This window comes from Streptomyces sp. WAC00040, from assembly GCF_056835925.1.
Map to the genome: position 1 here is coordinate 607,169 of NZ_JAKQZE010000004.1, position 18,086 is coordinate 625,254.

At 68.5% G+C, this 18,086-nt stretch carries 17 protein-coding genes and 5 pseudogenes; 8 read left to right on the plus strand and 14 right to left on the minus strand.

From position 1 onward, the window contains the following. Position 1: 1 nt before the first annotated feature. Together MDN94_RS33300 and MDN94_RS33305 are read right to left on the minus strand one after the other, a co-directional pair. Positions 2–398, minus strand: a pseudogene (locus tag MDN94_RS33300) (YxiG-like protein); the annotation flags it as partial. Positions 399–829: 431 nt separating this feature from the next. Then, positions 830–1,051, minus strand: a pseudogene (locus MDN94_RS33305) (restriction endonuclease); the annotation flags it as partial. A 75-nt stretch (positions 1,052–1,126) separates the two neighbouring features. On the opposite strand from MDN94_RS33305, the gene MDN94_RS33310 reads away from it, so the two are divergent. After that, entirely contained in the window at positions 1,127–1,678 is a 552-nt protein-coding gene (locus MDN94_RS33310; RefSeq protein ID WP_482729547.1) for a hypothetical protein, read from the plus strand. A 39-nt stretch (positions 1,679–1,717) separates the two neighbouring features. Here the strand turns inward: MDN94_RS33310 and MDN94_RS33315 are convergent. Both MDN94_RS33315 and MDN94_RS33320 read right to left on the minus strand, forming a co-directional pair. Further along, positions 1,718–2,105, minus strand: a pseudogene (locus MDN94_RS33315) (transposase); the annotation flags it as partial. 53 nt (positions 2,106–2,158) lie between these two features. Next, positions 2,159–2,305, minus strand: a pseudogene (locus MDN94_RS33320) (IS110 family transposase); the annotation flags it as partial. A gap of 556 nt (positions 2,306–2,861) precedes the next feature. Between MDN94_RS33320 and MDN94_RS33325 the strand changes: the two are divergent. Together MDN94_RS33325 and MDN94_RS33330 are read left to right on the plus strand one after the other, a co-directional pair. After that, positions 2,862–3,425: a dihydrofolate reductase family protein gene (locus MDN94_RS33325; protein ID WP_482729548.1), complete on the plus strand. Its 564-nt coding sequence runs from the start codon at positions 2,862–2,864 to the stop codon at positions 3,423–3,425. Positions 3,426–3,531: 106 nt separating this feature from the next. Beyond that, on the plus strand, positions 3,532–3,735 hold the full coding sequence (locus MDN94_RS33330; RefSeq protein WP_482729549.1) for a hypothetical protein: 204 nt from the start codon (positions 3,532–3,534) through the stop codon (positions 3,733–3,735). A 653-nt stretch (positions 3,736–4,388) separates the two neighbouring features. Here the strand turns inward: MDN94_RS33330 and MDN94_RS33335 are convergent. Beyond that, on the minus strand, positions 4,389–4,859 hold the full coding sequence (locus MDN94_RS33335; protein WP_482729550.1) for a MarR family winged helix-turn-helix transcriptional regulator: 471 nt from the start codon (positions 4,857–4,859) through the stop codon (positions 4,389–4,391). A 149-nt stretch (positions 4,860–5,008) separates the two neighbouring features. Between MDN94_RS33335 and MDN94_RS33340 the strand changes: the two genes are divergently transcribed. From MDN94_RS33340 to MDN94_RS33355, 4 genes are all read left to right on the plus strand, one after another. After that, positions 5,009–6,496, plus strand: a complete 1,488-nt coding sequence (locus tag MDN94_RS33340) for an MFS transporter (RefSeq protein ID WP_482729551.1) — start codon at positions 5,009–5,011, stop codon at positions 6,494–6,496. 73 nt (positions 6,497–6,569) lie between these two features. After that, entirely contained in the window at positions 6,570–7,496 is a 927-nt protein-coding gene (locus MDN94_RS33345; RefSeq protein ID WP_482729552.1) for an NADP-dependent oxidoreductase, read from the plus strand. Between the two features lie 92 nt (positions 7,497–7,588). Continuing rightward, positions 7,589–8,293, plus strand: a complete 705-nt coding sequence (locus MDN94_RS33350) for a type 1 glutamine amidotransferase domain-containing protein (RefSeq protein WP_482729553.1) — start codon at positions 7,589–7,591, stop codon at positions 8,291–8,293. Between the two features lie 79 nt (positions 8,294–8,372). Beyond that, on the plus strand, positions 8,373–8,657 hold the full coding sequence (locus MDN94_RS33355; RefSeq protein ID WP_482729554.1) for a hypothetical protein: 285 nt from the start codon (positions 8,373–8,375) through the stop codon (positions 8,655–8,657). 52 nt (positions 8,658–8,709) lie between these two features. On the opposite strand, the gene MDN94_RS33360 is transcribed toward MDN94_RS33355, so the two are convergent. The 6 genes from MDN94_RS33360 to MDN94_RS33385 form a co-directional block, all read right to left on the minus strand. After that, on the minus strand, positions 8,710–8,901 hold the full coding sequence (locus tag MDN94_RS33360) for a hypothetical protein (RefSeq protein WP_482729555.1): 192 nt from the start codon (positions 8,899–8,901) through the stop codon (positions 8,710–8,712). A 134-nt stretch (positions 8,902–9,035) separates the two neighbouring features. Next, positions 9,036–10,304, minus strand: a complete 1,269-nt coding sequence (locus tag MDN94_RS33365) for an acyl-CoA dehydrogenase family protein (protein ID WP_482729556.1) — start codon at positions 10,302–10,304, stop codon at positions 9,036–9,038. Further along, a complete protein-coding gene (locus tag MDN94_RS33370; RefSeq protein WP_482729557.1) occupies positions 10,291–11,103 on the minus strand; it encodes an enoyl-CoA hydratase-related protein in 813 nt (270 codons plus the stop codon). Before MDN94_RS33370 ends, MDN94_RS33365 begins: the two co-directional genes overlap by 14 nt. Next, positions 11,100–11,918 carry an SDR family oxidoreductase gene (locus MDN94_RS33375; RefSeq protein ID WP_482729558.1) on the minus strand — a complete coding sequence of 273 codons (819 nt, stop codon included), beginning with the start codon at positions 11,916–11,918 and terminating at the stop codon, positions 11,100–11,102. The genes MDN94_RS33370 and MDN94_RS33375 overlap by 4 nt, the downstream gene beginning before the upstream one ends. A gap of 602 nt (positions 11,919–12,520) precedes the next feature. Beyond that, entirely contained in the window at positions 12,521–13,207 is a 687-nt protein-coding gene (locus tag MDN94_RS33380) for a TetR/AcrR family transcriptional regulator (protein ID WP_482729844.1), read from the minus strand. A 305-nt stretch (positions 13,208–13,512) separates the two neighbouring features. Continuing rightward, the gene (locus tag MDN94_RS33385) at positions 13,513–14,163 is read right to left on the minus strand and encodes a hypothetical protein (protein ID WP_482729559.1); all 651 of its coding nucleotides are present in this window, start codon (positions 14,161–14,163) and stop codon (positions 13,513–13,515) included. A gap of 86 nt (positions 14,164–14,249) precedes the next feature. On the opposite strand from MDN94_RS33385, the pseudogene MDN94_RS33390 reads away from it, so the two are divergent. Further along, positions 14,250–14,490 (plus strand): annotated as a pseudogene (locus MDN94_RS33390) (IS110 family transposase); the annotation flags it as partial. 661 nt (positions 14,491–15,151) lie between these two features. On the opposite strand, the gene MDN94_RS33395 reads toward MDN94_RS33390, so the two are convergent. The 3 genes from MDN94_RS33395 to MDN94_RS33405 form a co-directional block, all read right to left on the minus strand. After that, a complete protein-coding gene (locus MDN94_RS33395) occupies positions 15,152–15,781 on the minus strand; it encodes an HAD family hydrolase (RefSeq protein WP_482729560.1) in 630 nt (209 codons plus the stop codon). Between the two features lie 98 nt (positions 15,782–15,879). Continuing rightward, positions 15,880–17,079, minus strand: a complete 1,200-nt coding sequence (locus tag MDN94_RS33400) for an acetyl-CoA C-acyltransferase (protein WP_482729561.1) — start codon at positions 17,077–17,079, stop codon at positions 15,880–15,882. A gap of 585 nt (positions 17,080–17,664) precedes the next feature. After that, entirely contained in the window at positions 17,665–17,916 is a 252-nt protein-coding gene (locus tag MDN94_RS33405) for a hypothetical protein (RefSeq protein WP_482729562.1), read from the minus strand. Positions 17,917–18,086: the final 170 nt, after the last annotated feature.

The following is an 18,086-nucleotide window of genomic DNA, read 5'->3' on the forward strand; positions in this document are numbered from 1 at the left end:
ACTACTCCGTGACGAAGGGCGTGTATCCGACCGGGACCTCGGTCACCTGAAGCCCGGAGAAGAGCAGGGTGAGGTTGTGCACGTTGGTCTCAATGCGGGCCTCGCGGAATTCGATCCCGAGATCACTTCGGCCAGCGGCGGGGTCGCCCTCCGACTCGGGGAGAAGCTTGGCCCCCGGGTACAGGCAGTGCCACTTCATGCCCCAGACGTCGAGATCGATACCGGTTTCGTGGTCGATGAGCCAGTCATCCAAAGACCCGCCAGGTCTCCGCCGGCACTGACGTCTCACATCGGGCCTCGACGCGGTACCGGAAGAAATGCCACAGGCGGGATGGCGTTATGCCGGTACGGGGATCCGCCGTCGCGTAAACGATGACCTCGTCGTCACGCATGTAGGAACAGGCCGCAGGCTCGCACGCGGCGGGCAAGCTGGGCGGTACTGCTCGCCCCGCACGAGCCGGAGCTGACGGACTTCTACGCCGGGCTGGGCTTCACCGTCTCCCCGACGGCATCGGCATCCCAACGCCCACCGGGTTCATCTGCCACGGCCCGATCAAGGGCTTTCGCTATCTCGTGAAGCCGCTGCGCACCGGCGTCCAGATGAAGGCCATGCCCACCCCGTACGCGCGGCATCTGGTTGCCCAGGGTGCCTGCCGCTGCCCCCGCTGAGCCGCCCCCGGCGGATATGCGAGCGAGCCCGGACAACCGGCGCTACGGAAGAGCCGGCCCAGCCCCGCTGGAGTACAACCTGGATCCTGTGCGCTGCTGCTCGTTGTCGAGCATGTGGTTCCTCTTCGTGGTCTGGGGACGGGCAGTTGCGGGGGCAGCTTCAGGAAAGGGCAGTCGGCTTGCGGGGCGGTGGGACGGCCCGGAGCAGTTCCCACAAGGGGCGTGAGCCGGCCGCCCACACACCGAGGGTGTGGCGGTCGACGACATCGAGGCGCTGCTGCTTGGCGAAGACGACGGCAGGCGCCGTGACGCGGCCGTTGGTGACGATGACCGCGACGTCGGCGCCGTGGACCTGGCGGGCGGTGCCGTTGAGGACCTGCAGACTGTAGTCGTCAAGCTGTGGCCGTCAGCCCGCTGTGTAACCTGTCGATCTGCTCGAACGGGATAAGGGTGGGACGTGGAGACATTGGTCGAGGAGGCCGTCGCGGAGGCGCTTCGTGACGGTGGCGGCGAGGCGATTCGCCTGTATGTCTCCGCCTGCACCGAACGCATGGCGCCACTGTTCGTGGGCCTGCGGGCGGGCGCGCCGGGGCGGGAAGCCGATCTGGACTTCTTTGCGGAGTCCGTGCGCGATCTCTGGCATGCCGACCGGCCGCTCGTCGACGCCGCCGAGCGCGTACGCCTGCTGGAGCGGTTCCCGGAGCTTCAGCCTGACGAGGAGGGGATCACTGATGTCGCCGACACCTACGCCTTCTTCGCTGTCCTCTGCCTGCGGTATGCCCTGCTAGCCCACGGCTCGGGAAGTGCTGACGACGCGGTGTCCTGCGGCCATGCGGCGCTCACCTCGATGGGGATGCTGGACCAGAACGTGGTGGGTGCGAGCCTGCTCGCCGAGGAACAACGGCTCCAGTCCCTCTCGCTGAGCGGTGACGCCTCAGGCCTGTGGAACGCGAGCGTCACGGCAGGGCGGGAGAGATTCCGTGCTGTGCTGGGCCGCCTGCCCCGCTAGGCATGCTTCTGATCGCTTCAGGTGAGATAAGACCTCTGGTTATGCGGCCGCTGAGCCCACCTCGTCGGGTGGAGCTGGGAAGGCCAGTGCCTCGTCATATCGATGGCTCTGTTGGAGGCAGTGGTAGAGCTGGCCGATCATGCGGTTGAAGAGGTTGCGCTGGGCGGCGGCGTGCCAGTCTGCGTGGTTGTTGCGACGGCGCCGGTAGTGGGCTAGCGCCTGGTGAGGCGGTGATCGCGGAGAAGGCCCAGAGGTAACCGGCGTGGTTGAGCCGGTCGTTCTTCACCCAGCGCCGGGTGATTGATGACTTTTGGCCGGAGGCTCGGGTGACGGGCGAGGAGCCGGCATACGCCTTGAGGCCTCGGGCGTCGGCGAACCGTGTGCGGTCGTCGCCGATCTCGGCGAGCACCCGGGCACCAGGCCACGGGACGTCTCGATCGCCACGGGGATCGGGTTCTCCTCGCTGCCTCCGTACTCCGCGAGCAGGTCGAGCAGAATCCTGTAGCCGGCCGCGTCGTCGGTGATGTGCCGCTTGGCGAGTAACTCGCCTTTGTCGTCGACCAGGGCGACGTCGTGCGTCTTCTCCGCCCAGTCGATGCCGCAGTTGATCAAGACTGTCCTCCCCAATAGCTGCTGTTTTCCCTTGTCACGAGCGCATGCGGAACCACGCAGCGACCTAATCCCAGGACTCGACGCGAGGGCCGGTCCGCCACCTCAGTAGCCGTTCGTGGCACCAGCTCACCCGCGGGCCCCGGTCTGCCCAGGAGCTTGGAGAGCTCGGGTCAATGAAGAGGTCACCGCGATGGCGGGCTCGAACCACCAACACCAACGAGTCAGCATCGCTCTAGAAATTGACGCCTGGTGGCACCGGAACGCTGCCGCTCTCTACCAAGGCCTTGGGACCTCTAGGCAACGAGGCCTCCGTCCGGCGCCACCTGATACCGGATTAGGGTCTCGCCGCCGATGACATGTCGATCTTCTGTGACCTGCTGGTTCTCTGTTGTCTCACCGCGATGGCACCCAAGATCAGTCTCAGATCGCTGCCATTTCCTCGGCGGAACGACGAGTCTGCGGCTGAGCCGCCGAGCACGAGGACTACATGTGGGCTCAGATCGCGCACCGATGAGTTTCCCGCGCCGCGCCGGTCTGTACGCGTGAGACCGACTCAGGGAAGGCTGACGGCATGCGGAAACTGATCTACGGCATGAACGTGACTCTGGACGGCTACATCGCCGCGCCCGGCGACGACATCGGCTGGAGCGTGCCGAGCGACGAGCTGTTCCAGTTTTGGTCCGACCAGCTGCAGGCGACCGCCCTGACGCTGTACGGGCGCAAGCTGTGGCAGACGATGAGCTCCTACTGGCCGACCGGCGACCAGCAGCCCAACGCCACCCTGGCGGAGATCGAGTTCGCGCGCCGCTGGCGGGACATGTCGAAGGTGGTGTTCTCCTCGACGATCGACAAGGTCGACTGGAACACCCGCCTGGTCACCGGCGGCGCGGTCGCCGAGATCACCCGGCTCAAGGCCGAGGACGGCGGCCCGATGGACATCGGCGGCGCGACGCTTGCCGGGGCGGCCATGCGGGCAGGGCTGATTGACGAGTACGTGCTGGCCACCGCACCGGTCCTGGTGGGCGGCGGCACGCCGTTCTTCACCGCGCTGGACAACTGGGTGAACCTCAACCTCGTGGAGACTCGGACGCTTCCCGGCGGCACGACCCTGACCAGGTACGAGACGAGGCGCTGAGCGCCTTCCCGCGTGGAGAGGTCACCCCTTACGTCACCCAGAAGAGCGAACACCCCGAGCTGCGAGTCTCACGTGGGCAGAGCCGTGTCCCGGCTGGCACACGACCTTGACCGGCGACCAGATGCTGGTCCGCCAGCCCGATGGGCGCCACTGGTACGGCGGGACACTCCCCGCCGGCCCCGAGTGGAGAACCGCCGCACAGGAGACCGGGAAGGTCTTCCACTTCACCGCCTCACGAGGCACGCCCGAGGACGTGATCACCATGATCTCCTCTGGTCAGACGTCGGCCGTCGTCTCGACCTTCGGCTGACCCTTCGCGCTCGCTCAATCCACTGCCAGCGTCGTCCGCGCGCCGCCAGTGACTCCGGAGTGGGCCGGGTTTGTTCGAGGCATTGACGCTGCATCTCACTGAGGCTTGGGTGAGCGGACGATACGAGCATCGCCACCGACACCGCCGCCCCGCTCGACCTGCCCGCCTGGTGCCACATGACCGGCCACGAGTACCTCGGTCCTCTCCCCGGTGACGTGCGGCCGGTGTACGCCCTACGGCGGGAGGCCGACGGCGCGCCACACCCGGCCCGCGCCGTGGCACACAGCCGGACAGTGACGTCCCCGCGGGGTGACGCGTGCCGCTTCGGAGCCGGCCCCGGTCGCCCGTGTCCGGTGGGATCGACCGCCCTCCCCACCGTTCGTTGCGTCCGAGTTCGACGGTGACCGTGCGCCCCGCCTCCGCGAGGGAGACATGGAGGCGCGCCGGTCAGTACGGGCATGAACAGTGGCCCCACTCCCCGGGCGACGGGGCCCTTGGGCCCGCCCCGCGAGGCGGGCGCACTGGAACGCGCAGACGCAGAAGCCGGGATCCGGTTGGCCGGTGGTGACGCCTGAAGGCCGTCGCGCCGGGCGGCGTACCCGGCCACCCACTCGCGGATCGCGCGTGGCGTCCGGGGGACCCGGGCGGGTGGGTCAGACGGTTTCGTCGGGGTGCAGGCGCCCCAGCAGCTCGTAGAGGCTGCGGCGACCCTCGTCGTCGAGACGGTTGAAGGCCGCAGAGGTGGCCCGCATGTCGGCGCGGATCACTCGGACCGCCTCCAAGCCCTTTTCCGTCGCGACCACGTTCTTGATCCGCCGATCGGCCGGGTCGAGGTGCCTGGAGACCAGCCCATGAGCCTCCAGCCGGTCGACGAGCCCGGTGATGTTGGACGCGTCACAGGCGAGCAGTCCCGCGAGAGCGCGCATGGGCAGGGGCTGCCGGAGCAGGATGAGCATCTTGGCCTGCGTCATGGTGAGCCCCTGCACCGCGGCCGCCGCGGCGAGGTCCCGGTAGTACCCGGCAGCAGCGCGCGCCAAGCGCTCCAGGAGGTCGACGTAAGCGGGGTCGCCCCCCTTCAGGTCAGGAGTTTCGGGGGCCGAGTGCGTGGCGGGGGTGCGGGACATGTCTCCAGTCTAGGTGAAGCTCAACGTTTGACTTCCTCAACCATTGACGTTTACCTTCACCGTCGTTGCTTGAGTTCATCAAGCATCTGGCTTTCCGAGCCGAGCCTGTTCTCCCGGCTCCCGCGCCACCCGCCCCGAAGAGAGCCCCAGTGCCCCGAACCGTAGACCCGTCACCCGGCCGACACCGACATGAGATCGCGGTCGTCCTCGTCCTGAGCCTCGCCGCCATGGTCGTGTCGATGATGCAGACCCTTGTGGTCCCGATACTCGGTCTGATCGGGACCAGCCTCGGCAGTAGTGCCGCCGAGGTCAGCTGGGTCACGACCGCGACCCTGCTCTCCGCAGCCGTCTTCACTCCCCTGCTCGGCCGCCGGGGCGACCAGCACGGGAAGAAGCCGACCCTGATCGGCGTGCTGGTGGTGATGATCGCCGGCTCGGTCCTTGCGGCCACCACCGACTCGCTCCTCTGGCTGATCGCCGGCCGCGTTCTCCAGGGAGCCGCCACGGCGATCTTCCCTCTCGCGCTGTCGGTACTGCGCGACGAGGTCTCCGCCCACCGGCTGCCCGGAGCGATGTCGCTGGTGAGCGGCACCCTGGCGTTCGGCAGCGGCTTCGCACTGGTCACCACAGGCCTGCTGACGCGCGGCGAGAACGCCGACTACCACCCCGTCTTCTGGATGGCCGCCGGGCTGGCTGCGGTCACACTCCTCGCCGTCGTCCTCCTCGTACCGGCGAGCGGCACCAAGACCGGCGGCCGCACCGACATCCTGGGCGCCCTCACCCTCGGGCTCTTCCTGGTCCTGCTGCTGCTGCCGATATCCCAGGGCCACGAGTGGGGCTGGACCTCCGCACGCACTCTGGGCAGCTTCACCGGAGCGGTCGTCATGGCGGGTGTCTGGGCCTTCGCCGAGACCCGCGTGCGCGAACCGCTGGTCGACATGACGATGTTCCTCAACCGCCCGGTGCTGTTCAGCAACCTCGCGGGCCTCTTCGTCGGATTCGGGATGTTCGCCCAGTTCCTCGGCATCTCCTATCTGGCTCAGATACCGCAGGACATCGCGGGCTACGGCTTCGGCGCATCCGTCCTCCGCGCCTCCGTCGAGTACCTGCTGCCCAGCACGATCGCCTCCCTCGTCGCCGCCCAGTTCGGCGGCCTGCTGATCCGCAGGATCGGCCCACGCCTCACCCTCGCGCTCGGCGCGGTGATCGGCACGGCAGGATTCGCGTGGCTGGCCGCCGCCCACTCCTCGGCCCCCTCGGTGATCGGCGCCGGGATGGCCGTGGGGACGGCCATCAGCCTCGGCTACGCCGCGATGCCCGCACTGATCGTCGCGGGAGTGCCGCCCCACCAGACCGGCGTCGCCAACGGCATCAACTCCATCTCCCGCTCGGTCGGAAGCTCGATCGGCAGTGCGCTGATCACGACGCTGCTCGCCTCCCGGACCATCGAGAACCTTCCGGCCGGAGTGCCGCCACTGCCTGCCGAGAGCCAGTTCACCCTGAGCTTCACCCTCGCCGGTGCCGCCTTCGCCTCCGTCCTGGCCATCGCACTGCTCGGCCTGAAGCGGCAGCGACAGGCGCCCCGTGCGGCACACCGGCCCGCCTCCGAGCCTGCTGCCGCCACCGCGGCCGCCTGACGACCCATCCGGTCCCCACCACTGCGATCCCGTACCACCGCACGACCGCACCACCACAGCAAGGAGCACCACCATGAAGGCCATCACCTACCGCACCTACGGCGGCCCGGACGTCCTCGAATACGGCGACGTCCCGCACCCGAAGCTCCCCCCGGACGCCGTACTGGTCCGCGTGAAGGCCGCCTCGGTCAACCCGGTCGACTGGAAGATCCAAGCCGGGTACCTGGACGGCGTCATGGACACCGTCTTCCCCGTCATCCCCGGCTGGGACGTGGCAGGCGTCGTCGAAGAGGCCGGTGTCTCGGTCACCGAGTTCGCACCGGGCGACGAAGTGATCGGCTACGTCCGTGAGGATTTCGTCTCCCGCGGCACCTTCGCCGAATACGTCGCCGCACCGGTCCGCACCCTCGCGCGCAAGCCCGCCAACCTCACCTTCGAGGAGGCCGCAGGCATCCCCCTCGCAGGTCTCACCGCCTACCAGTCGCTGACTCGCGCCCTGAAGGTGGGCAGCGGCGACACGGTACTGGTGCACGCCGCGGCAGGTGGCGTCGGCTCTTCGGCCGTACAGATCGCCCGAGCGCTCGGCGCCCGCGTCATCGGCACGGCGAGCGAGCGCAACCACGACTACCTGCGCGGGCTCGGCGCCGAGCCGGTCGCCTACGGCGAGGGCCTTACCGACCGTGTCAACGCACTGGCGCCGCAGGGGGTGAACGCCGTGCTCGATCTGATCGGCGGCGAAGCCCTGAAGCTCTCGCCCGAGCTGCTCGCCGAAGGCGGCCGCCTGGCCTCCGTCGCCGACGGCGCCGTCCTCGGTCTCGGGGGGCGGTACGTCTTCGTCCGGCCCGACGCCGAGGACCTCGAGGCGCTCACCGTCCTCGCGGAGCGGGGGCAGCTGCGCGTGGACGTGGCCGCGACATTCCCGCTCGAGCAGGCCGCTGACGCTCAGCGGCTCAACCAGGAGGGCCACACCCGCGGCAAGGTGATCGTCACCATCGCCTGACCCATGACTTCCGCACCATCACCGGCACCCTCCTGCCGGACGAGAAGACCCCCACCACCGCGCGACGCGCGCACCTCCCGAAGGAGACAGTTGTGACCGCAGTTCTGTTCGTCGTCACCGGTTCCGACCACTGGACACTCGCCGACGGCACCCTGCACGCCACCGGCTACTGGGCCGAGGAACTCGCCACACCGCATCGGCTGTTGCGCGAGGCCGGGTTCGACGTCACCGTCGCCACGCCCGGCGGCGTCGCTCCGACCGTTGACGCCGTCAGCCTCGCCGCCGAGTCCACCGGCGGCAAGGAGCAGGCCGACGCCATCGCCGAGTACCTGGCTTCCATCCGCGCCGACCTGGAGAACCCGGTCAAGCTCGAGGAGGTGGATCTCGACGCGTACGCCGCCGTCCTCTACCCCGGTGGCCACGGCCCCATGGAGGACCTCGCCGTCGACGCCGTGTCCGGCCGCCTGCTCACCGCTGCGCTGGACTCCGGCAAGCCGCTCGCGGTGTTGTGCCACGCCCCCGCGGCACTGTTGGCCGCCCGGCGCGAGGACGGCAGCTGGCCGTTCGGCGGTTACCGGATGACCGGCTTCACCAACGCCGAGGAGACCATGGCCGGCTTCGCCGAGAAGGCCAAGTGGCTGCTCCAGGACCGCCTGGTGGAGCTCGGTGCCGACTTTGCCGCCGCCGCCCCGTTCAGCGCGCACGTGGTGGCGGACCGCAATCTGCACACCGGCCAGAACCCCGCCTCCTCCGAGCAGCTCGCCCGGAAAATCATCGACATCCTGAACCGCGGCTGATGCCCTGCCGACGCCGGCGCCGGGCCTGCCCCGCGGCGGCCCGGCGCCCCCGTCCACGTACCGCACCTGTGAGGGAACCATGATCAAGCCTGCGCCCGAGCAGCCCGTCGAGCTCGTCGCCCGGCTGCGCGCCACCTTCCGAGCCGGCTCGTCACGCGGACGTCACCCCGCGCAGTTCGCGGCGCAGGGGGAGCGGGCTGCCCATGTCCGCCAACGGATCCCCCAATGTCTACAACTCCCGGTCGAGCACCGCGGACACCTCCCCGCTGTCGCAGGAGGTGATGACGTTGAGCAGATGGAAGTCGCCGCGGACGAGCGTCAGCTCGCGCTGTTCCGGGGACGGCAGCGACGAGGCGCCGAGTGAGGTCCTCGAGGGCGGGCAACTCGCGGGTCCTGGACCTCTCCCACTGGCCCGATCACCTCTTGAACTGACGCTGTGCGTACGGGTTGTGGCCGGCCAGACCCGTCAGCCCGGTCGCCTCGAGATCGGCCGCGTGGATCTTCGCCAGCGTCCGAGGCAACGACATCCCGATCGTCCGGCGGCGCTCGGGCGTCAACGACTGTGCGATCGACATCGTGTCGACGACCTGGCCGTCCATGAACCTCATGAGAGCAGTGAGGCATCGCTCACGGCAGGATCACCGGTCAGCCCGAGCACCCGCGGGGTCGGGACGGCGGTGCCCTCCGGCGCGGTCAGAATCCGTGCCTCGCGGGCCACATCGTGCGCTCGAGTCCTGTCATCTCAGTTCACCGCTGACGTGTGACCATCGTGGGCGCCCGTGCCGCTCGCCACCGTTGTGTCCGCGTCACGGTACTGACGCAACTCCTGCCTCGCGATGGCCCGCTTGTGGACCTCGTCGGGACCGTCCGCCAGCCGCAACGTCCGCAGATGCGCGTACATCATCGCCAACGGGAAGTCCTCGGTCACACCTGCTCCCCCGTGGACCTGGATAGCGCGGTCGATGATCTTCAACGCGATGTTCGGGGCGGCCACCTTGATGGCCGCGATCTCGGTGCGCGCTTCCTTGTTCCCGACCGTGTCCATCAGATGCGCGGCCTTGAGCGTGAGCAGACGGATCATCTCGATGTCGATACGCGCTTCCGCGATCCAGTCCTGGACGTTGGACCGGTCGGCGACGGGACGACCGAACGTCACCCGTGACTGCGCACGCCGGCACATCAGCTCCAGCGCCCGCTCGGCCGCACCGATCGCCCGCATGCAGTGGTGGATTCGACCGGGCCCGAGCCGGGCCTGGCTGATCGCGAAGCCCTCGCCCTCGCCTTTGAGGACGTCCTTGGCCGGCACCCGCACATTCTCGAAGGTGATCTCCGCGTGGCCCTCGCGATCCGCGTACCCGAACACCGGGAGGTTCCGGACGACGGTGACTCCGGGGGCGTCGATCGGGACGACCATCATCGACTGCTGACGATGTGGGGCCGCCGTGGGGTCGGTCTTGCCCATCACGACGAGCACCTTGCAGTTCTTGTGCATCGCGTTCGAGGCGAACCACTTTCGGCCGTTGAGGAGGTACTGGCCACCGTCGCGCTCCATGCGCAGCTCGATGTTGGTGGCGTCGGAACTCGCCACGGCCGGCTCTGTCATCGCGAACGCCGAGGCCATGGTGCCTTCGAGCAACGGCTTGAGGTACTTCTCCTTGTGCTCGTCGGTGCCGAAGAGGGTGAGCACCTCCATGTTCCCGGTGTCCGGGGCATTGCAGTTGCAGGCCTCCGAAGCGATGTGGCTGCGCCCCATGATCTCCGCCAGTGGCGCGTACTCGAGGTTGGTGAGGCCGGGCCCCCACTCGGGATGCGGGTGGAAGAGGTTCCACAGTCCCCGCCGACGCGCCTCGGCCTTGAGCTCTTCCATGATCGGGGGCTGGAAGTGCGGGTCACCCGACGCGCGCATCTGCTCGTCGTACACCTCCTCAGCGGGGTAGATGTGCGAATCCATGAACTCGAGCAGATCCGCCTGGTACTTCTTGGCGCGATCCGACGTCTCAAACAGGGACATCCGAACTCCTGACAGGTAGGGAGGGAAAACTCGGTGGGCGCTTGTCGAGGTGACTGGCCACGCCTTCGACGAAATCGGCCCCGTGGAAGGCCTGGATCATGAGGCCCTCCGCCCGCGTCGTGGAATCGGCGTAGGTGCCGTCCGCGTCGTTGCGGAGTTGGCTCTTGATGGTGGCCATGGATGCCGGGGAGCAGCGCGTCGCGAGATCGGCGGCGTACGCGACAGCGGCATCGACCACATTGCCGCTGGGGACCAGATGGTCGAGGAGTCCGATGCGGAGTGCCTCCTCGGCGTCCACCATGCGACTCGTCAGCAACAGGTCCGTTGCCCGGCTGTGCCCCACCAGCCGAGGCAGCAGCCAGGAGATCCCGTACTCGGCGATCAGCCCGCGCTGCGCGAATGCCGTGGTGAACCGGGCAGCGGGCGAGCCGAAGCGAATGTCGCAGTAGAGCGCCTCCACCATGCCGAGGCCGGCGGCCACGCCGCCCACCGCACCGATCAGCGGTTTGCGCAGGGTCAGCGGCACGTCGCGCGGCCGGCGCCGCGCCCTGTCCGCCTCGGAGACCTCGCCGACCGCCTGCAGCCGCTGGAGGTCGGCGCCGGCGCAGAATCCGCGGCCCGCCCCGGTGACCACGACGGCGCGTACCTCCGGGTCGTCTTCGGCGGCGTCGAGCAGCGTGAAGTAGCGGTCTTCGAGTTCGTCGGTCCAGGCGTTCAGCTTGGCGGGCCGGTTGAACGTGAGCACCAGCACGCATCCGCGGTGTTCGACGAGAACGAGCTCGCCCGGCGCGCCGGTCATGCCTGCGCCAGCAGGGAGCCCTGGTAGCGGCGCATGCCGCGCAGCCACCGGTCGTAGTCCGAGCCCTTCTGCCGGTACACGTCGAGAACGTCTTCGTGCGGCAGGATCAGGAAACGCTGCTCCGCTATCGCGGCGAGGATGGCGTCGGCGACCTCGGCCGGCTCCAGGACGTCACCCGCGGAGATGACGGCCTGCGCCGCCGCTCTCCCCAGCGGGTCCCTGGAGTCCTTCCCCAAGGACAGCATCCTGGTGTTCACGCCCATCGGGCACAGGCAGCTGACATGGATCCCGCGATCGCCGTAGGTGACACTCAGCCATTCGGCGAAGCCGACGGCCGCGTGCTTGGTGACGGCGTACGTGGCGGAGCCGATCTGGGTGAGCAGCCCGGCCGCCGAGGCCGTGCTGATGAAGTAGCCCTCACCGCGCTCGAGCCACTGCGGTACCAGCAGCCGTGCCGCACGGACGTGGGCTCGCACGTTCACGTCGATCGAGAGGTCCCAGTCCCCCTCGCTCGCGTCGAGAGCGGGTGCCCCGGCGATTCCCGCGTTCGCGAAGTAGAGGTCGACCCGGCCGAAGGCGCTCTCCGCCAGGGCTATCAGCTGCTGGATCTGTGCGGTGTCCGACGCGTCAGCGCCGGCGCTGACGGTGCTTCCCGGATGGTCTGCGTTGACCCGCTCCGACACCGCCCGTGCGGTGTCCGCGTCGAGGTCTGCGACGACGACCCGTGCACCCTCGCGAGCGAGCCGTGCGACCAGCGCGGCGCCGATGCCTGCACCGCCCCCGGTGACGACGGCGACTTTTTGTCCAACGTTCACAGCGAACCCTCTCCGTGCCGGGGGTGCGGTGCCGGGGCACGGCCCTCGAGATGCTGCGGCCGTGCTCCCTGCCCCTTGTATAATTGAATCCGACGTCAAGTTCAACCTTCAGGGTCATCACCCCGTGGAGAAGGCCGCCTTGTCCTACCGAGCTGCGGCCAGAGGGTTCGCGGTCGGCATCGCGACCTTCGCGTGTCGCCAGAGGTACGAGTGGCTCATCGGCAAGGGGCTCGGACCTACGGAAAGGCGGAAGCGGGTCAATGCCTTCGCAGAGGCAAGAGATGCCGCACATAGCCAAGAGCGACGGCTGCGACCCGCTGATGGGCACCGTCTCGGACCGGCCGCACGCCTCCGACTTGGCCCGGCCCGCCGGCCGTGTCGTCGCCACCGCCGCGTTCGACGGCTTCATGGCCTGGGCGACGGCTACGGCCACGTGCCGCTCCCCGCCCGTTACCGGTCGGCTTGGAGAGAAGGCACCCGCGGTAGCAGGTGTCATCAGCCAAGTGGTCGAGCGTGCAGGCTCGGGCAAGCCGCTCTTCGTCGCCGCTTCTTCGAACGGTCGCAGGGGCCAGCCTTCGCCCCAGCCGGCGCTACTGCCGGATTCAGCGGTGGCCGGGGAACCGCAGGGCGTTCGCCCAGAGCCGGGTGACCGTGGAGACGAGCTCTTCGAAGTCCACCGGCGTACCTTCTTCTTGCCTTTCGCCGAGCGCGAAGGCGTTGTAGGCCATGACGCTGACCATGCCCGACAGCGCACGGGAGGCCATCATCGGATCGACCTCACGGTCTGCGACACCTCGCGCCTGCAGGTCGACGATGCCGCGGGCGTTGCGGCGGATGAACACATCCGTGCGCCGGCTTCGGAACTCACGGAACACCGGCTCCACTTGTGCGACCTGCTCAAGCAGCCGCATCAGCTTCGCGTTCCGTTTGTACGCCTCGAGATACGCGCGATTGCTCGCCTCGAGAACCGCATACGGGTCGTCGGTATCCTGCACGCGGCCCATGCCGGGGTGCAGCATGTCCTCCTGCGCCTCCAGGAGGACAGCGGCAAGCACCTCTTCCTTATTGGCGAAGTAGGTGTAGAAGGATCCCGACGCACATCGGGCCTCTTTGGCGATGTCGACCAGGCGGGTGTCGAGGTAGCCGTCCCGCTCGAACACCTTCCGCGCGGCCTTCACCAAAGCGGCGCGTGTCCGCGCTCCGCGCTGCGTCGTGGGCGGCTCGCGAAGTGGCGAGAGAGGCGCCATGGGCGGTGTCTTCTCGCTGTCCTCGGGCGCATTGGTGTCCATCCCCACAAGCATAGTTGAATCCGACGCCAGACTCATAAGCTCGTGGGGCGCGCCGGCTCATGCGGCTGCGCCGTACACCGTCATATGCGCTGAAGACGACGCTTTGCCTCGGCGTACTCACCGGCGAGGCGCTCGACGTCGCTGCCGCAGGAGTACCGCCCCGACCGCGCCGGCGCCCTGACCCACGCCCCAGATGTCCCGCCACGCCTTGCCCCTTCGATTTCCCGGTTTCCGAAGTCCATGGCGGACGGATCGGAGCCGGGCAATGCGGCCGGATCGAGCCCCGCGGCCTCGATGCTGCGACCTTAGGCGGCGAACGGGTTGGTGTGACCGGGCAACTGCTGCCCCGGGCGCAGGAATCGCTGGCCGCCCTGTTCGTCGCGCACCGCGAGGAACCCGGCGGCCGTCAGCCGCCGTGCGATCGTCCCGCGGCGGATCGCGCCCACCTTGAACGCCACGGTGATGAGAAGCGCGACCGCCCCGCCGGAGGCGACCGCTTCGACCAGCGGCCTGTCGATGAGCAGGAGGACGGTCAGGACCACGCAGGCGAGGTAGCCCTTCACCTTCAGGCTCCGGTCGGCGACGTACAGGGCCATGACGTCGAAGGTGATGAGGTCCTTCAGCACGGCCACGGCACCGACCGCTTCGGGGAGCGGCTTCAGCGAGCCCTGCTCCAGCCCCGGCACTGTCCCGCCGTTGCCCGCCTGCGGATGGGCGGTGATGGTGGCCGCCTCGCGGACGCGCGCGTCGGGCTGCGGGTCCCGGTACATCCGGACTTGGACGAGCGAGTTCTTGAACCCGGTCCTGTACGCCATGCCGTATGTGTAGCCGTACTGCTCCGCCACGTGCGCCAAGGCGGCCGCCTTCGGAGTGGAGCCCTGGGGGGCGATTTCGACGATGTCCTGCTGACGGGCGATCTGCTGGAGCATCCCCGCTGTGTGACGTTCTACGGACATCCTGTTCCCCGTCCCCTGGGACCCCGCGCCTGGGGCCGACCGGCCCAAAGCCTAGTAGCGCTGGTTCATGTTCTTCACGACCAGGCGGCGAAGCCACCCGCGTCGCGAACCGCTTGCACTGCCTGCTGACCCAGATCCACCCGTCGCTGGGGCGCGTGTGAGGGCCGCGGTTGCAGCACCCGGCCGTCCTGACCCTGCTGAAACGGTTCGAGTCCCCGGCGCAGATACGCGAGGCGGGCCGTCGGCGGCTGATCAATGTGTTGCGGCCGGAAGGCGCCGCGTATGGCCGAGCGGCTGGTCGGGGAGAGCTTCGCCGCCCTGGACGAGTAGAACCGTCACCCCAAGGGAAGCACCACACCCAGGCCCTGCTCTGCCTCGCCAGGCGCCGGGCCGACGTCCTGTTCGCCATGCTCCGCGACAGAACCTTCTACGAATCTCGGCCAGCCTCAGCTGCCTGACCCTCAGCAGCCTCGCCACACACCGGGCAGTCACGCTCGTCGACCGATTCCATCACGACCGGATGAGCACAGAAGTCGCACGGACGCATGCCCTCGCCCGCCGAGTCCCGAACAGCCACGTCATCACTCATGACAGCCACACCGCCACCCGACCACCTTGGCCAAAGACATAGGGGCACCCCCCGGGGACAGGCCGCGGCGGCCAAGGCGCCCGCGTACCGTGCGCTCGCGTCGCGCAGCTGCCGGTAGGTCCATTGATCCGCGCCGCGCGCAGCGCGATGTTGCCGGGAGTCGCGGCCGCGTGGCGGCAGACCGGGTCGAGAACACTGGCCACGGGATGTGCCTTCCGTGGGATGTGAGCATGTGGTGCGGTGCGGGTCTCTCCTCGGCCGCCAGCAGATGTGAATCCGATCTCGATTCACATCTTTGGGCGGACGGGCGGAAGTGGATGGGCGTCAGCAGCGCCGCCCGGCTCGTGACGGGTCTCGATCCTGGCATGGCCGATACCCCTCGACCGGTCGATCCGTCGGTCAGGCGGTGATCCTGAAGCGTTCGGCGAGTTGGCGGCGGGTGTCGGAGGCGCCGGTGTGCAGCACTCCCCCGATTCCGATCCGCGCCGCTCCGTCGAGGTTCTGCTGCAGATCGTCGATCATGACTGCCTCCTCGGGGGCGACGCCAAGGCGTTCACATGCGATCGCGTAGATCCGCCGGGAAGGCTTGCGGATCCCGACCTCGGCGGAGATGACGACCGCGTCGGCCACGGCGGCGAGGTCGACGCCGTCGTACGTTCCGGTCCCGAACGCATTGGATACCAGCGCAACGGGATACCCGGCGGCGCGGAGGTCGTCGAGCAGGGCGAGCACGTCCTGATCGATCGACATTCCCGCTTGCATCCGGGCCGTGAGGCCCTCCGCCTCTACGTCGGCGCCGTGGGCACGAAGACGCTCGGCGAATCCTCGCTCGAAGGCTTCGGCGTCGATACGGCCGGACTCGTGATCGGCCAGGAGGGTGCGTGACGGCTGGTCCCTGCTCAGGAGGTCGAGCGGCAGGCGCGGGTCGCCGCCGAGCGAGGCGCCGAATTCGGTGAAAGCCTGCAACACGCTGGAGGTGATGACCCCGCCGAAGTCCACGAGGACCGCGGTTCGGGCCTTTTCCGTCACGTTCGACACCGTATCCACTCCACTCTCACCGCCGGCTTTCCACCGGACTCATGCGACGGCAGCCATGCGCCGCCCGCGCCCCAGCCTGGACACGGACCTCAGACGACCTCGAACAGCCCGGCTGCGCCCATTCCGCCGCCGACGCACATCGAGATCACCACGTACCTGACGCCGCGGCGCCTGCCCTCGATCAGGGCATGACCCACCAGGCGGGCACCGGTCATTCCGTACGGATGGCCGACCGAGATGGCGCCGCCATTGACGTTGAACCGTTCCGGGTCGATGTCCAGTTCGTCACGGCAGTACAGCGCCTGGGAAGCGAATGCCTCGTTGAGTTCCCAGAGACCGATGTCGTCGATGGTGAGGTCGTGCTGCTTCAGCAGTTTGGGAATGGCGAACACCGGACCTATCCCCATCTCGTCCGGCCCGCAACCGGCAACGGCCATGCCCCGGTAGACTCCCAGCGGTTCCAGTCCGCGGCGCTCGGCTTCCTTCGATTCCATCAACACCGACGCCGAAGCCCCGTCCGACAACTGCGACGAGTTGCCCGCCGTGACGCTGGAATGCGCGGTCACCTGGCCGTCCGGCAGCACCGGCGCCAACCCGGCCAGGCCGTCGATGGTGGTCGAGGCGCGGTTGCCCTCGTCCCGGGTCAGGGTCACGGCCTCGTCCCGCACCTCCCCGGACTGCTTGTCCAGGACCTTCTTGACACCGTCGAGCGCCACGATCTCCTGGTCGAACCGTCCGGCCTGCTGCGCCGCCGCCGTGCGCTGCTGTGACACCAGCGCGAACTCGTCCTGGCGTTCCCGGCTCACGCCGTAGCGTTCGGCGACGATCTCTGCCGTCTGCAGCATCGGCATGTAGATGCTCGGCTTGTGCTCGACCAGCCAGGGATCCGCCATGCGGTGGGTGTTCATCCGGTCGTTCTGCACCAGGGAGATCGACTCGACGCCGCCGCCGACCGCGACCTGCATGCCGTCGCCGATGATCTGCTTGGCCGCCGTCGCAATCGCCATCAGGCCCGACGAGCACTGCCGGTCGATCGTCATACCCGACACGCTGTCCGGAAGTGCGGCACGAAGAGCGGCCTGACGCGCGATGTTGCCACCGGAGGACCCCTGCTGGACGGCGCAGCCGAAGATCACGTCCTCCACCTCGCCTCCCTCGAGCCCGGCGCGCTGCACCGCGTGCGAGAGGGCGTGGGCGGCCAGTTCCTGCGCCTGGGTGTCATTGAACGCGCCGCGGTACGCCTTCCCGATCGGCGTCCGTGCCGTCGAAACGATGACTGCTTCCCTCATGTCGCCTCAACTCTTCCTGTCGGTCCGGTTCGTCAGGGAGCTTCAGGGCTCGAAGCCCGAGCCCCGTGAGCCGGGTCGATGCTGATCGGTCCTGCCGAATACCACCTGGGGCGCTGCGAGCAGCAGCGACCGCTCTCCGCACCGTGGCGTGCGCCATGGCCGCAGGGTGACGGGAGCCAGCCTCCCGTTGTTATAGTTGAATCCGGCGTCATGTTCAAGCAGTCCTGGAGCGCCACCCGGCCGGAGAGCGCCCCGCGGTCGACGCTGCGGGAATGCGAGTGCCCTCGACCTTGACAATCCATTTCCCCGACTGGAGGCTGACCGACCGGCCGGTATCAAGGGGGCGGATGGTGAGCGAGTTGAGCATCTCCACTGCTGCGGGCGTGTTCGACGCGGTCGTGGCGGGTCGACCCGATGGGCGTCCGATGCTGCTGCTGCACGGCTTCCCTCAGACGGGGCTGGTGTGGCAGCGGGCCGAGCGCACCTCACCTCCGCAATCAGCAAGCTCTGGTTACGCTGCTTGTCCCGGCCATGACGAGCCCTGGGGGCACCTGTTACACAGATCCGGATTGCTACGTGCAACCTTTAGAACTTCGACGAGACCGCTGCGGGCGTGCGCCCGTCGCTGACGCATCCACGCTGATGAAGCCGCAGATCGCGCGGCTTCGGGCGGACATCGCCTGCTTCCAGGAAGTCCACGGGCAAGAACGCCCCGGGCCGCCGCGTGCCCTGCTCGCACTGAAGGGGCTGCTCGCCGGCACCAACCTCGATGGCGCGCTGTTGGTCAGCATCAAGCCCCGCGAGCGACGCGGTCTTCAATGTGCGCAACCTGGTCATCGCCACCCACCTGCCGGTCATCAAGCACCAGCAGCAGGTACGTGGGGCGTTCCGGTGAGGCCGAACGCCGGTCCTTGGCACCTGGGCGAAGTCGGCCTTGTCGTAGACGATCAACGAGCTCCGAAGAACGCGCATGTCGTGTGCGGGCAGGTTGAAAAGGCGGCATGACG